We start from the raw sequence: 13,781 nt of genomic DNA, 5'->3' as shown, positions 1-13,781 counted from the left end.
AGGATATTTTGCATCGTTGCTCCGATGTTCCAAAGCGACAAAACTAAACTCGACCTTCAGGCTCCGGCAGGGTATCGGGCACATTCGACCTCTTTGTCTTAGTGCCCGCCTTCGCCATCCATGGCTACGGCCCTGCCTCCACCCTTGGTCTCGCTAAGTTTTGTTGCCGCTTTGTCACAAGTCGTTCCTTATGCAAAATATCCTATTTTCGAAAGTTTGTCTACAGTCTGTAGCCTGCATTTACAGGCTCAATTACATTTGACTTTTTATGTACTCTCCTAATTTTTTATCTACTTTGCTTATATGATTTAGCACCCAATCTACTAAAGTTCTATTAACAGTCATCAAATTAGTGAGCGTAGGACCTTCTTTTTTTATTTTTTCATCTAGTTCATTGACTTCTTTAATAAAATTGTCATGAATTTGTTTATGTATTTCATACTCAGGATATTTATACTTTCTCATCAGCTCTTGTTCGGCGCTAAAATGCGTTACAGTGTACTCTTTTACAAATTCCATTGCTTCCTCAACTTTTTCCTTGCCTCTTTTTTGATTGTATGCCTCTAAAAGGTCATTGATTCTTCTTATCCACTCTTTGTGCTGCTCATCAATATAATCATATCCTACAGACAAAGACTCCGTCCACTTCATTTTAAAAATCCCCCTTTGCTTTTCTTATGTGTTCTCCTACCTTTTTGTCCTCTTTGCTTATGTGATTTATAAGCCAATCCACCAACGTTTTATTGACAAGCATTATGATTGATAAGTTTATGCCTTCTTTCTTTATTTTTTTGTCTAATTCCTCTACTTTTTTAATGAAATCTTCATGAATTTTTTTGTGTTCTTCATAAGAAGGGTATTGATATTTTTTCATGAGGTCTTCTTCAGCGCTAAAATGTTCTATAGTATAATCTTTTAAAAATTTCATCACTTCTTCAATTTTTTCTTTTCCTTTTTTCTGATTGCAAGCGTCCAGAACATCATTTACTTTTTTTATTAACTCTTTATGTTGACTGTCAATGAGTTCATTTCCAACTGATAAAGATTCAGTCCACTTCAATTACTCTCTCCTCCCGATTTTATCATTAACTACATTATAAACTTTTATCGTCAAAAAAACAATATTAAAAAGGACAAACTCTTAAGTAAAACTAAGAAATTTGTCCTTTTTTGTATTTTACTCGTACCTTAGAGCTTCAATTGGATTTAAATTGGCAGCTTTATTTGCAGGATATACACCAAAGAACAATCCCACAATTACTGAGAAGGAAAAGGATATTAATACTGTAGAGAGAGAAGGCTTAGCATTTATATTCATAGCTGAGCCTAGTACCATCGACAATACGTATCCTACTATAATTCCCACTATTCCTCCTAATCCGCTTAAAGTTAATGATTCAATTATAAACTGAAGTAATATATCTTTCTTTTTGGCTCCTAATGCTTTTCTTATCCCTATCTCTCTCGTCCTTTCAATAACAGATACAAGCATTATGTTCATTATGCCTATTCCACCGACTAAAAGGGATATTCCTGCAATTCCTCCAAGGAGCAAGCTCAATGTAGCAGTAACACTATTTACTGTAGATAAAATTTGTGATTGATCAATTATTCTAAAGGCATTTGCATCGCCTTTAAATATAGTTAGCAGTTTGCTGTTTATTTCGTTTTTAGCGAATTCAACGGTATCTGGGCTTGTAGCTTCTATATATATTTGTCTTATCTCTCTATTTTTCGCAAAGTAGAACATTGTTTTAAGGGGTATAAATATTGAATCATCATCAGAACCTGCAATTGAAGAACCTTTTTGTGACAAAATACCTACTACCGTGAAGTTTTGGCCATTTAATTTTATAGTCTTGCCAATAGGATCAGTAAAGCCAAAAAGCTCTCTCGCTACATTGCTGCCAAGAACTGCTACCTTGTTCCTTCCTTCATCATCCATTGGCAAAATGAATCTGCCAGCTGCTACTTGTATATCGCGTATTGATTGATAATCTCCATTTACTCCATTTACCGTTGTGTTGTCCACTGAATTATTTCCGTACATAGCCGTTACACTGGTAGATATGACCGGAGAGATAGCAGCTATAAAGTTTGAGTCTTTTAAAACAATGGCTTGGTCATAAGTTAAAGAGCTTTCTCCCCCTCTCCCCATTACGTTTACCATTATGAGGTTTGAACCCATACTCTGTATCTGAGAAGTAACACTTCTTGTAGAGCCCTGGCCTATACTTACTAAGGCTATAACAGCTGTGACACCTATTATAATCCCCAACATGGTGAGAAAAGACCTCATTTTATTGCTTAAAATACTGCGTATAGCTATTTTCAAAGCTTCTACATATCTCACGGTGTTACCACCTCGTTTTCTAAAATACGCCCATCTTTTATTCTTACTATTCTTTTGGCTTGTGCAGCTATATTAGGGTCATGAGTTATAAGTACTACTGTATTCCCTCTCTCGTTTAACTCTTTTATTATTTTCATTATCTCACTACCACTTTTTGAGTCTAAGTTTCCCGTCGGCTCATCTGCTAATATTAGATGGGGATTGTTTGCTAGCGCCCTTGCTATTGCTACTCTTTGCTGCTGACCTCCTGATAATTCATTAGGTCTATGGTGCATCCTTTCCTTAAGTCCTACCATCTCTAAAAGCATCTCTGCTCTTTGCCGCCTTTCTTTCGTAGGTACACCTTTGTATATCATAGGCAATTCCACGTTTTCTAAAGCCGTCATTTTTTGAAGCAAATTGAAATTTTGAAAAACAAACCCTATTTCGCTACATCTTAAATCTGCTAATTGATTGTCAGAAAGTTTGCTTGTGTCTATGCCATTTAAAAAGTATTCTCCAGAAGTTTTTACATCTAAGCACCCTATTATATTCATTAAAGTAGTTTTACCTGAACCTGATTGACCGACAATTGATACAAATTCTCCTTTTTCAATGTCAAGGTTTATACCATCTAACGCTCTTACTTCATTTTCTCCCATTTTGTAAATCTTTGTTAAATTCCTTATTTTTATTAAAATGTTATCCATCATTTACCTCCCTGTGGAAGTGTTATTTTGCCATGTCCTGTTAGCACCTTGATGAGTAATATTCCTGTTGAAATTGCCTTCTGGCCTAAAGCCACCCATTATGCCAAAAGCACTTGGATTACGGTTATTTGCGTTTGTTGAGGAATTAAGTATTGGAATTAATACTTTGTCTCCTTCCTGTAAACCGCTCACAATTTCTATAAAATTGTCGTTGTAAATACCTGTTTCCACAAATCTTATGTTGTTCCTGAAAAAGTTCTCGTTATTAGTGCTATTGTTAGTGCTATTGATATTTTGATTTTTTAAATCGTCTGTATAGAGTATTACGTATTTTCTATTTCCGTTTGTCTGAACGGCTTGTATTGGAAGTATTAAAGCATCTTGTTTTTCTGCAACAATTATTGAAACATTCATTGACATGCCTAACATTAATCCTTCGCTTGGATCGACTTCAATAATTACGTTGTAAGAAGAAACTCCATTTTGTATTGTTGGAAGTTGTGACACTTCTGAAACAGTACCTGTAAATGTTTTGTCTGGTAAGTCATCTGTTGTAATTTGTGCTTGTTGCCCTACTTTTATGTGCTTTATGTCTGTTTCGTCCACTGAAAGGTTAATGATGTATTTGTTGTTGTTTGCTATTACCGCAGTTTCTGGTTGACTCTCATAAGTAGATAATTGCGTTATATCTAAAACGGGTATAAAACCTGCTTGCTGCGATTGAACACTTGAACCATTCATGTTAGAGTTAACAGCAGAACTACCTAATATATCTCCCTCTTTGATATTCTGACTCAGTATTTTCCCATCTATAGGAGAGTATATCTTTAAGTTGTTAATTTGTTGTAAAATCTGATCATAATTGTTTTCTGCTTCCATAACTTTTAATTTGTCATTTTCTATCTGCATCTGCAGATTGCTTATGTTGTCTGATGAAAGTTTTATTAAAAGCTGTCCTTTCTTTACACTTTGCCCTTGAGAAATATATATTTTATCTACCGTACCTGATGTTTGCGCTGTGACATTGACTGTGTTTTTGGCAGTTAACGTGCCATCTTCTAATGCTGTTTCTATTCCGTTATCTGTGTGTATTGATACTTGTACCCTCATTCCATCGCTTAATGCCCCCGGATTGTCAAGCCCTACTGTCACATAGTAGTATTGCACTGTATTATTAGGAACCGGCTGCTCTGAAACGTATTCAACAGTACCTGTTACAGTTGTAAATGAGTCGTATAAAAAAATATCCGCCTTTTGCCCAACTTTTATATTCTTTATTTGAACACCATTGAAAGGAACTTTTACAGTAACATGGGAGTAATCTGCAACGGTTGCAACAGGTGTCCCAGGTGTAACATTCTGTCCTTCTTTTACAAGTATACTGTCTATAATCCCGCCAGAAGGAGAAGTTATGTTTAAATTTGCAATGCTACTATTGTAGTTCTGTGTGTCTTGATTTAGTTGCTGCTCAGCTAAGTTAAGGTTTATTTTTGCTTGTTCCAGCTGATTGTTTAAATCGTCATCTTCAATTTCGTATAATAGGTCTCCTTTCTTTACAGTGTCTCCTACCTTAAAATGCACTTTCTTTACTGTTCCACTGCCTTTTAGCGTAATTGCTCTTACATCACCACTTAAGTTTCCTGTCCCAGTGACTTTCATAGAAATATTACCGCGAGTAACTGTAACATACGAAAGCTGCTGGGATTGTGATGATTTTGCCCTGTTTACAAAGTAAAAAGTGACAATTCCAATGATTAATACTGCAACAATTACATATAAATATTTCCTCTTCATAAATCCACCTCTTCTAAAAATTGATGTTATAATTAAAATAGCAGAAAAATGTTATACAAAAATTAAGAATATGTGATGAATTTATGTAGTTTACACTTTAATATATTTCCACCTGCCCGCTTTAAATCTATAGCTATACATTACTGACCTTACAACAAAGTCGATACATATACCAATCCATATTCCATATACTCCCATACCAAACACTTTACCAAGAATATATCCAATAGTCACTCTAAAGAGCCATAATCCAATAAAAGCCGTGAGAACAATATAAGGAATATCGCCTGCAGCCCTTAATACTCCTGCCATGACATTTAATATAGCAAGCAAAGGTTCCACAACAGCAAAAATCTTTATAATATCAGAAGCTATTTTTATTACAATAGGATCAGTAGTATAAAGCGCTGCAAGCTGCTTTGAAAATATAAACATAAAAACACCTATGACAGAAATTACAGCAACAGCAATGTTTCTTGAAACTTTTGCGTATATTTCCGCTAACATAAAATGTTTTGCACCGAGACTCCGTCCCACTAAACTGGTTGCCGCTATTGAAAATCCAAATATAGGCATAAAAGCAAGACTATTAGCATTCATACCTATTTGATATACAGCAATTGCAATAGTCCCCATTGTGGAAACGATCACTTGCATTACAAGGAAACCACCTTGCATTATTACCTGCTCTAAAGAAGCTGGTATTCCTACTCGTATAATCCTCATCATCATGTTAAAGTCAAGTCGAATCTTTTCTTTTATATCAAGATTAATTCGCCTTTTGCCAAAATATAAAACATATAATTGCAAAAAACCTCCTATTATTCTTGAAATTGTAGCAGAAAGTGCAGAACCTTTTACTCCTAAAGGAGGTATTAAATATCTACCGTGATAAGTCACTCCAAATACAAGTGTGCTATTTAACAAAAGATTTATCACATTTACTGTAGCAGTTATGTACATTGGGGTTTTGGTATCCCCTGCACCTCTTAAAGCCCCGCCTATGATGATATCAATTATCACAAAAGGTAGCCCAAAAAGCACTATTCTATAGTACATTAAAGCCAATTTAAAAACATCAGTGGATACACTTCCAAAGAAGGTTTTAACAATAGGTACTGCAAAAATATAGCCCAAAGTAGTGAGTCCTATAAAAATAGCAATACTCATAATAAGTGACTGCATAACTGCAAGGCGAGCCCCTTCTTCGTCTTCTTCGCCAATAAGCCTTGCTACAATTACTGTGGAACCAGTGGCAAGCCCTGAAAAAATTGCTTGAAAGAAAAAAATAAGGGAATTAATCATCCCAACAGCCGCAATTGCACTGGCACTTATTCGACCTACAAATATAGTTGACACCATTCCAACTGTCATTATAAGCATTTGTTCTGTTATAGAAGGCCAAGCCAATTCTATAATTTCTTTAGCAACATTGCGCTTATGCCTCTCTTTTGCCTCCAATTTAATCCCTCCGTTGCTTCGTTTCCTCATTTAAAAGTTCACTTGCTTTTTTCACTACTTCCTGCCCCATCTTTTTATTTATTTCTCTAACTACATTTTCTGCCTTAATAAATTTAATAACCCTTTTATCCAAAAAGGACAATTGCTCATATTTTACTGCACTCAAGTTAGAAACAGATAGACCAATAAGCCTTATATATTGGTCTAATTTTAGACTTTCAATAATTTCGTAGGCTACATCGTATATGTCCTCACCTAATCGTATATATTTATTTAATGTCTTGCTTTTGGTGTGAACTGCAAAATCTGGTGTCTTTATCTTAACAGTAACCGTTCTGGCATAAAGTCTCTCTCTAACTAATTCTTCCGATATTATGTCGGAAAATAATTTCACATAATAAAGTAAAAGCTTTTTGTCCTTTGTATCCTTTTCCAGTGTTTTTTCCTTTCCTATAGATTTAATCTCCCTCATTGTTTCAACAGGCCTCTCATCAATGCCACGAATTCTTAAATATATTTCCACACCTACCCTACCAAAAATTTCGACAAGATTCTCCTGTGACAATTTTAAAAGGTCACCAATTGTATTTATTCCCATAGATTTAAGTTTTCCTTCTGATTTTTCTCCTATCCCATAAACTTTGGAAACGGAAAGTGGTTTTAAAATGTCGGGAATCATGTCTTCTGTTATGACCATAAATCCATCTGGCTTATTCCAATCAGAAGCAAGCTTTGCAAGAAATTTGTTATAGGAAACTCCTGCAGAAATGGTAAGTCCCGTCGTCTCTTTCACTTTCTTTTTTATTTCCAGGGCAATAATCTCTGGATTTTTGTCAATATCTGTAACATCAAGATAGGCTTCATCAATAGACACAGGTTCGACTAAAGGAGTTATACTGTACAGGATGTCAAAAATTTGAGCTGAAACCTCTTCATATCTTTTTCTCCTTACAGAAAGAAAAATACCGTGTGGACATAGCTTCTTCGCCATGTACATCGGCATTGCAGAATATATTCCGTACTTTCTTGCCTCATAGGAGCAAGTTGAAACTACTCCTCGTTCCGACAAACCACCTATAATAACAGGTTTTCCTCTATATTCTGGATTATCATGTTGTTCTACAGATGCAAAAAAAGCATCCATGTCAACATGGATAATCTTCCTCTTCATAATCATCCCTCAATTTTTTTATTTCATATTAGGAAAACCCAGTTGTCTCAAGGCCTCATATAGTACTATAGCTACAGAGTTGGACAAATTTAAAGACCTTGTAGATATCACTTCATGCATTGGTATCCGTATACAGTCTTCGTAGTATTTTTCAATCAACCACTTAGGAAGTCCTGCAGTCTCTTTGCCAAAAAGTATATAAGAATTGTCTTTATATTTTACTTCATGATAATACTTTTTAGCCTTTGTGGTAGCAAGATAAAACTTTTTACCTTTGTTTTGTTTAAGAAATTGTTCGAGATTATCGTAAACAGTAAGGTCTAAAAGAGGCCAGTAATCTAAGCCAGCTCTTTTTACGTATTTTTCGTCTATACTGAAACCTAAAGGTTTTACAAGATGAAGCCTGCTGCCTGTAAGCACACAAGTTCTTGCAATATTCCCTGTGTTTTGTGGTATTTCAGGTTCAACAAGTACTACATTAAGTGGCATCACCAAAACCTCCATGCAGTAACAACTTTACAATTTTATTATATCACAAGGAGTATATAATTAAAAAATTAGTAGGTAAATAATTTTCGTCTTTCGGCCTCGCTAAGTTTCCCGGCACTCAACTGAACAGGCTGTCCTTTCTCTTATTCTCCTTTTTTAACATTTTCCGGTTTAAATATTTTCACTAAAACTTTAATCAACACAAAAAATATTACTAACATCAAAAAAGTCATTCCTATTCCCACAATAGCAATTTTAAATACATTAAGTAAGTCCATTTTGTTCACCTCTTTCAAATTTTAGCTCCTCTAATGAAAGTATCTAAAAACCTCTTTCCTGTAATCCAAACTCTACACTTTTAATTGCATAACTTTCAATTACATAACAGAACTTACAAGTGCTATTACAATACCTCCTGCTATGATAGAACCTAACTGACCTGCAACATTTGCTCCTACAGCCTGCATTAAAATAAAATTTGTAGGGTCTTCTTTTTGGGCTATTTTCTGTATGACACGAGATGACATTGGAAAGGCTGAGATTCCAGCAGCTCCTACCATTGGATTGACTTTATTTTTTAAAAACAAATTTAAAAACTTTGCAAACAATACTCCTCCTGCTGTATCAAATATAAATGCTATAAGTCCCATTCCAAATATCAAAAGAGTCGTAGGTGTCAAAAATTTGTCGGCAGTCATAGTAGAACCTATTGTTATCCCAAGTAAAAGTGTCACAAGATTGGCAAGTTCATTTTGTGCAGCTTTTGAAAGCCGTTCTACTACCCCACCTTCTCTTATGAGGTTACCAAACATCAAAGAACCTACAAGAGGAACACTAGTTGGTACTAAAATTCCTGCTACAAATGTCACTGCTATTGGAAAAAGTATTTTAGCTGTTTTTGAAACTTCATTCATGCGCAAATCCATTCTAATTTTTCGTTCTTCTTCACTGGTAAGCATTTTTATCACAAAGGGCTGGATTATTGGAACTAATGCCATATACGAATAAGCTGCAACTGATATAGCACCCAAAAGCTTTGGTGCAAACAAATTAGCTACATAAATAGATGTAGGGCCATCTGCAGCGCCAATTATGCCTATAGCAGCTGCTTCTTTTAAATTAAAGTCCAGCATGTGCGCAAAAATTATAGTTAAAAATATTCCTAACTGCGCTGCTGCGCCAAAAAATATCATTAACGGTTGCTTAAGAAGTGGTGAAAAATCTACCATTGCCCCAACTGCAATAAAAATGAGAATAGGAAAAAGTTCTGTACTTATTCCAGCATTGTATAGAATTGTAAGAAAACCATTTTCACCTATAGCAGATGAAAGCGGGATATTCGCAAGTATTATACCAAATCCTATAGGCAAAAGTAACATTGGCTCGTATTCTTTTTTTATCGCAAGATATATAAGGATACCTCCAATGATAAACATTATAATATGACCTAATGTAAGATTTAATATACCTTCTATAAAAGCATTCATTGTATATATACTCCCTTCTTTTGTAAATATAAACAAAAAAGACCCTTATAGTGGTAAACACTATAAAGGTCTCGCTCAAACTCCGCATGGAGTTTTTGACCTGCCGGAGAAAATCTCTCGTGCTGACGACAGGTCAAACCACAATGTGTGGCAAGCTACTCCCCTTTTATGTTCCATTATATATTAAATCGTTAACATATTCAACTAAGAAAAGAGGCAAAACGCCTCCTTTCTTAGATTTATTTAGTTTTCTCCTTGTTGTTCAAGTTGTACAGTGTCGTTGTCAGTAGCATTTGTTTTTTCGCCTTCGCTAACCTTTTCTTTAGATTTTTCATTGTCTTGACCTTTGTCTTGCGCTAATACTGCCCCATTTCCTGCATCAACTTTTACATCAACTAAACCTGTGTTTGTCCTTATTTCCACGCTGTATACAAGATATCCATTTTCGTTGTCAAGACTTACTTTTGTCACTGTACCTGGTACAACTTTCAATGCTGCTGTCTTTGCTTGATCTAGAGTTATCTTTGCAAGGGAAGCCAACTTCGCGCTTTCTTGCGCTTCATTGTCTTTTACATTCTTTTCATTGTCTTTTGCATTGTCTTGAGAATTTGCAACTTTTATTGTGCCTTGATACATTGGTTGCTGTTCGTTTATGTTTTGTTTGTCAGATTGTGTAGTAACAGTAGACGTCACAGCTGAAGGAGCGGGAGCATTTGTTTGAGCCTCAGCAATTCCTTGATAAGATGCTCCTCCTAGTAATCCTATAGCCATTGCCCCCGTAACAACATAAGTCATTAATTTTTTGTTCATTTGAACCACCCTTTCTTTTATTTTAGTTGATGGTCTACCATCAACTTTCAAGTTCATTTTATAACCTAAACATTAAAGCAATATTAATTGAAAATTAAACTAAAATTAATTTTTTTGAATTGACTCCGCCATAAAATAGTGCTATTATTTTTAAGAAGATGACACCATTTTAGGGGAGTGATAGGTCTGGAAGAAATAATACGTTTTGGAGTTTCAATGGAATCAAAACTTCTTTATCAATTTGACGAGCTTATAAAGAGAAAAAACTACAACAACAGATCCGAAGCCATAAGAGATTTGATAAGAGATTTTATAGTGGAAAATCAGTGGGAAGCAGAAGATGTGGAAACTATTGGAACAATTACATATGTTTTTAATCATGAAGTGAGAGAAATAAGTGACAAACTGACAGACATACAACATAAGCACTATCAAAACATAATCTCAACAATGCACGTACACCTTGATAAGCACAACTGCCTCGAAATAATGGTAGTAAAAGGTACCGCAAAGGAAATTACAAAAATTGCAGATGAAATAATAAGCACAAAAGGGGTAAAACATGGAAAATTAGTAACGACAACAACAGGGGAAAATTTATAAATAAAGGGGGTAATTTTATGCACATACCAGAGGGATATATAAGTCCCCAAACCTGTGCCGTTATGGGTGCTGCTATGGTACCAGTGTTGACAGTTGCAGCAAAAAAAGTCAACAAAAGTTTTGACAAAAAGGATGTTCCTGCTATGGCAATAGGGTCAGCTTTTGCCTTTACAATAATGATGTTTAACGTACCAATACCAGGAGGTACAACTGCCCACGCAATTGGCGCAACTCTACTTGCTATAACTTTAGGGCCTTGGGCGGCAAGTATATCTCTTACGATAGCCTTATTTATTCAAGCATTGCTTTTTGGCGATGGAGGAATTTTAGCTCTTGGAGCAAACAGCTTTAATATGGCATTTATAGCTCCTTTTGTGGGATATGGAATTTACAGGCTCATGTTATCTCTCAAACTAAATAAGGTTTTATCATCTGCTATAGGGGGATATGTAGGAATAAATGCTGCAGCTCTTGCTACAGCAATAGAACTTGGGCTTCAGCCATTGCTTTTTCATACAGCAAATGGAACACCCCTATATTTTCCTTATGGATTAAACGTAGCAATACCTGCAATGATGTTTGCTCATCTTACAGTAGCTGGTATTGTAGAAGCTGTTATAACAGGTCTTGTAGTATATTATTTACAAAAAGTAGACGAAGAAAATATATTATATAAATTCTCATATAGGCTTAGAGGTGATAATAGATGAAAAAGTTCTACATTGCAGCTATAGTTATAATACTTCTCACTCCTCTCGGACTTTTAGCTCCTGGTTCAGCATGGGGAGAATGGGGCTTAGATGAAATAAAGAGCATGATAGGATATATACCCGAGGGAATGAACCGATTTTCAGAAGTTATAAAAGCAATATTACCCGATTACAGTATACCAGGATTTGATGCTAATTTCTTTCAACAAGCTTTAGGTTATATTTTTTCAGCAGTTGTAGGAATCGCAGCTATTGTATTGATATTTGCAATATTAGGGAGGATTATGGGAAAACCCCAGAAAAAAAATGGATAACTTTTTAGAAAAGACAATCTTAAGTATACAAAGTGTATTTGAAGACATGTTTTATTCTGATGCAATTTCTGTTAAGAAAGGTATTATGCAGTCTCTTGATACGAGGATAAAACTTATTTCTCTTTTTGTATTACTCATTATAGTTAATTTTGGAAAGACAATATCTTTTATGACCATATTTCTTATTTATACACTTTTGTTGGCTTATTTTTCTAAAATTCCTTTAAAAACATATATTGTGAGGGTATCAGCAGTCTCAATATTTTTTACAGGTATTGTCCTGATACCTTCACTTTTTAATGTAGTAAAAGAAGGACAGCCTTTAGTATATTTCACAAAAAATTTTTATATAACAAAAGAAGGATTAAAAAGTGCCATTGTTTTTATGATGAGGTCATTTATATCTTTATCTTTTGTGTATATATTAGCTCTATCAACAAAATGGGTAGAAATCTTAAAAGCATTGAGAACTTTTAAGATTCCCCGCATTTTTACTGCTACACTTGAAATGGCCTTACGTTATATCTTTTTGCTTTTAGAAATTGCTATAAACATGTTCCTCGCAAGAAAAAGCAGAAATGTCGGGAAAAGTGATAGTAGTGAAGGAAGAAAATTTGTCGCTTCTGCTATGGCAAATGTTTTGATAAGGTCTCAACAACTGAGTGATGATGTTTACAATGCTATGGTTTCGCGGGGTTACAAAGGAGAATACAAAACAATAACTACTTTTAAAATAACTTTTTATGATTATATATGGATAGGTTTTAATATAACTTTTTTATCCATCTTGTGGTATATCCACCCATAAGGAGGACCAAATGAGCACAGTATTTGAATTAAAAAATGTCTACTACTCTTACAATAAATCAGTTCCTGCTTTAATTGACATAAGTTTTGAAGTAAAAAAAAGAGAAAAGTTAATTCTTCTCGGTGCAAATGGCAGTGGAAAATCCACTCTTTTAAAATTGATGGACAATTTAATTTATCCGGACAAAGGTGAAATATGGGCATTTGGCAAATTGCTGGGGGATAAAAAAACTTTTGATGAATATGAATTTAGAAAAAAAGTAGGCTTTGTGTTTCAGAATTCTGATGTACAACTTTTTAACACTACTGTTTTTGATGAAGTAGCCTTTGCACCACTTCAAATGAGCTTAAAGAAAGACGAAGTCCAAAAAATAGTGGAAGAAACTCTTATTTCTTTTGGACTCGAAAAATTAAAAGATAGACCCCCTCACAGATTAAGCGGCGGAGAAAAGAAAAAAGTCGCATTAGCGTCAGTTATGGTGATAAATCCTGAAGTTTTGCTTCTTGACGAACCTACAAATGGCCTTGATCCACGGTCAAAAAAGTGGCTTTTAGGAAAACTACAAGAATTAAACAAAAAAGACACCACGATAGTCATTGCAACTCACGACCTTGACATGGCAGCAAAGTTTTGTGACAGGATAATAGTGTTAAACGAAAATCACACAATAGAAACAATAGGCAAACCTGAGGAAATTCTTAATAATGAGGAGTTACTGCTTAAAGTTAATCTTATTTAAAGAATCCCCCTTAATGGGGGGAAAATTTTTATCTTATTTACCCTATTTTTTCTGCATTATTTTTGTCATATTTCTTGTTTTAACGCTGATTTCATTAACTATTTTAACTTTTAATGCTATAATATACTTAAGGATGGTGAGTTCGGCATGCGAAAAGTCAATTTTTATGTGCCTACAAGTTCTGGGATTCAAAAGATAATGGTATGTGGACAAAAAACATGTTAAACATATATTGGAATGAGATAGATTTTGATTATTTACAAGAAACTGCAATGAAAAAGGGGGTTGTGAATGTACTAAATGTGATAATTAATGTCATAAAAAGCAATGAAACAAATGTAGAGTAGGTTTTA

At 34.6% G+C, this 13,781-nt stretch carries 17 protein-coding genes; 6 read left to right on the top strand and 11 right to left on the bottom strand.

Features of this window, described 5'->3' with window-relative positions:
• Positions 1–252: 252 nt before the first annotated feature.
• From M663_RS0105355 to M663_RS0105305, 11 genes are all read right to left on the bottom strand, one after another.
• Positions 253–651, bottom strand: a complete 399-nt coding sequence (locus M663_RS0105355; RefSeq protein ID WP_029688219.1) for a bacteriohemerythrin — start codon at positions 649–651, stop codon at positions 253–255.
• A 1-nt stretch (position 652) separates the two neighbouring features.
• Positions 653–1,060, bottom strand: a complete 408-nt coding sequence (locus tag M663_RS0105350) for a bacteriohemerythrin (RefSeq protein ID WP_029688218.1) — start codon at positions 1,058–1,060, stop codon at positions 653–655.
• A 117-nt stretch (positions 1,061–1,177) separates the two neighbouring features.
• Positions 1,178–2,353: an ABC transporter permease gene (locus M663_RS0105345; RefSeq protein ID WP_029688217.1), complete on the bottom strand. Its 1,176-nt coding sequence runs from the start codon at positions 2,351–2,353 to the stop codon at positions 1,178–1,180.
• The gene (locus tag M663_RS0105340) at positions 2,350–3,042 is read right to left on the bottom strand and encodes an ABC transporter ATP-binding protein (protein WP_003869075.1); all 693 of its coding nucleotides are present in this window, start codon (positions 3,040–3,042) and stop codon (positions 2,350–2,352) included. The genes M663_RS0105345 and M663_RS0105340 overlap by 4 nt, the downstream gene beginning before the upstream one ends.
• Before the next feature lie 3 nt (positions 3,043–3,045).
• Positions 3,046–4,836: an HlyD family efflux transporter periplasmic adaptor subunit gene (locus M663_RS0105335; protein WP_029688216.1), complete on the bottom strand. Its 1,791-nt coding sequence runs from the start codon at positions 4,834–4,836 to the stop codon at positions 3,046–3,048.
• Positions 4,837–4,926: 90 nt separating this feature from the next.
• Positions 4,927–6,297, bottom strand: coding sequence for an MATE family efflux transporter (locus tag M663_RS0105330; protein ID WP_029688215.1), 1,371 nt, complete (start codon positions 6,295–6,297; stop codon positions 4,927–4,929).
• A gap of 1 nt (position 6,298) precedes the next feature.
• A complete protein-coding gene (locus tag M663_RS0105325) occupies positions 6,299–7,468 on the bottom strand; it encodes a DNA polymerase IV (RefSeq protein ID WP_029688214.1) in 1,170 nt (389 codons plus the stop codon).
• An 18-nt stretch (positions 7,469–7,486) separates the two neighbouring features.
• On the bottom strand, positions 7,487–7,957 hold the full coding sequence (gene trmL / locus M663_RS0105320) for a tRNA (uridine(34)/cytosine(34)/5-carboxymethylaminomethyluridine(34)-2'-O)-methyltransferase TrmL (protein ID WP_029688213.1): 471 nt from the start codon (positions 7,955–7,957) through the stop codon (positions 7,487–7,489).
• 143 nt (positions 7,958–8,100) lie between these two features.
• Complete coding sequence (locus M663_RS15295) at positions 8,101–8,235, bottom strand: OadG-related small transporter subunit (protein ID WP_268807530.1); 135 nt, start codon at positions 8,233–8,235, stop codon at positions 8,101–8,103.
• Between the two features lie 99 nt (positions 8,236–8,334).
• Positions 8,335–9,444: a sodium ion-translocating decarboxylase subunit beta gene (locus tag M663_RS0105310; RefSeq protein WP_029688212.1), complete on the bottom strand. Its 1,110-nt coding sequence runs from the start codon at positions 9,442–9,444 to the stop codon at positions 8,335–8,337.
• Positions 9,445–9,687: 243 nt separating this feature from the next.
• The gene (locus M663_RS0105305; protein WP_273702644.1) at positions 9,688–10,254 is read right to left on the bottom strand and encodes a PepSY domain-containing protein; all 567 of its coding nucleotides are present in this window, start codon (positions 10,252–10,254) and stop codon (positions 9,688–9,690) included.
• Between the two features lie 177 nt (positions 10,255–10,431).
• On the opposite strand from M663_RS0105305, the gene nikR reads away from it, so the two are divergent.
• The 6 genes from nikR to M663_RS15290 all read left to right on the top strand — a co-directional run bounded on the left by nikR (position 10,432) and on the right by M663_RS15290 (position 13,775).
• The gene (gene nikR, locus M663_RS0105300; RefSeq protein WP_082990403.1) at positions 10,432–10,857 is read left to right on the top strand and encodes a nickel-responsive transcriptional regulator NikR; all 426 of its coding nucleotides are present in this window, start codon (positions 10,432–10,434) and stop codon (positions 10,855–10,857) included.
• A 17-nt stretch (positions 10,858–10,874) separates the two neighbouring features.
• Positions 10,875–11,567 (top strand): cobalt transporter CbiM, encoded by a 693-nt coding sequence (gene cbiM, locus M663_RS0105295; protein ID WP_029688209.1) that lies wholly within the window; start codon positions 10,875–10,877, stop codon positions 11,565–11,567.
• Positions 11,564–11,881, top strand: a complete 318-nt coding sequence (locus tag M663_RS0105290; RefSeq protein WP_029688208.1) for a PDGLE domain-containing protein — start codon at positions 11,564–11,566, stop codon at positions 11,879–11,881. The genes cbiM and M663_RS0105290 overlap by 4 nt, the downstream gene beginning before the upstream one ends.
• The gene (cbiQ, locus tag M663_RS0105285; protein WP_029688207.1) at positions 11,874–12,689 is read left to right on the top strand and encodes a cobalt ECF transporter T component CbiQ; all 816 of its coding nucleotides are present in this window, start codon (positions 11,874–11,876) and stop codon (positions 12,687–12,689) included. Before M663_RS0105290 ends, cbiQ begins: the two co-directional genes overlap by 8 nt.
• A 10-nt stretch (positions 12,690–12,699) precedes the next feature.
• Positions 12,700–13,428 carry an ABC transporter ATP-binding protein gene (locus tag M663_RS0105280; RefSeq protein ID WP_029688206.1) on the top strand — a complete coding sequence of 243 codons (729 nt, stop codon included), beginning with the start codon at positions 12,700–12,702 and terminating at the stop codon, positions 13,426–13,428.
• Positions 13,429–13,646: 218 nt separating this feature from the next.
• Positions 13,647–13,775, top strand: a complete 129-nt coding sequence (locus tag M663_RS15290; protein WP_273702643.1) for a hypothetical protein — start codon at positions 13,647–13,649, stop codon at positions 13,773–13,775.
• Positions 13,776–13,781 lie beyond the last annotated feature (6 nt).

Source organism: Thermoanaerobacter sp. A7A (assembly GCF_000445185.1).
In the GTDB taxonomy this organism is placed as follows: domain Bacteria; phylum Bacillota; class Thermoanaerobacteria; order Thermoanaerobacterales; family Thermoanaerobacteraceae; genus Thermoanaerobacter.
This window is presented reverse-complemented; position numbering and strand designations above follow the sequence as displayed.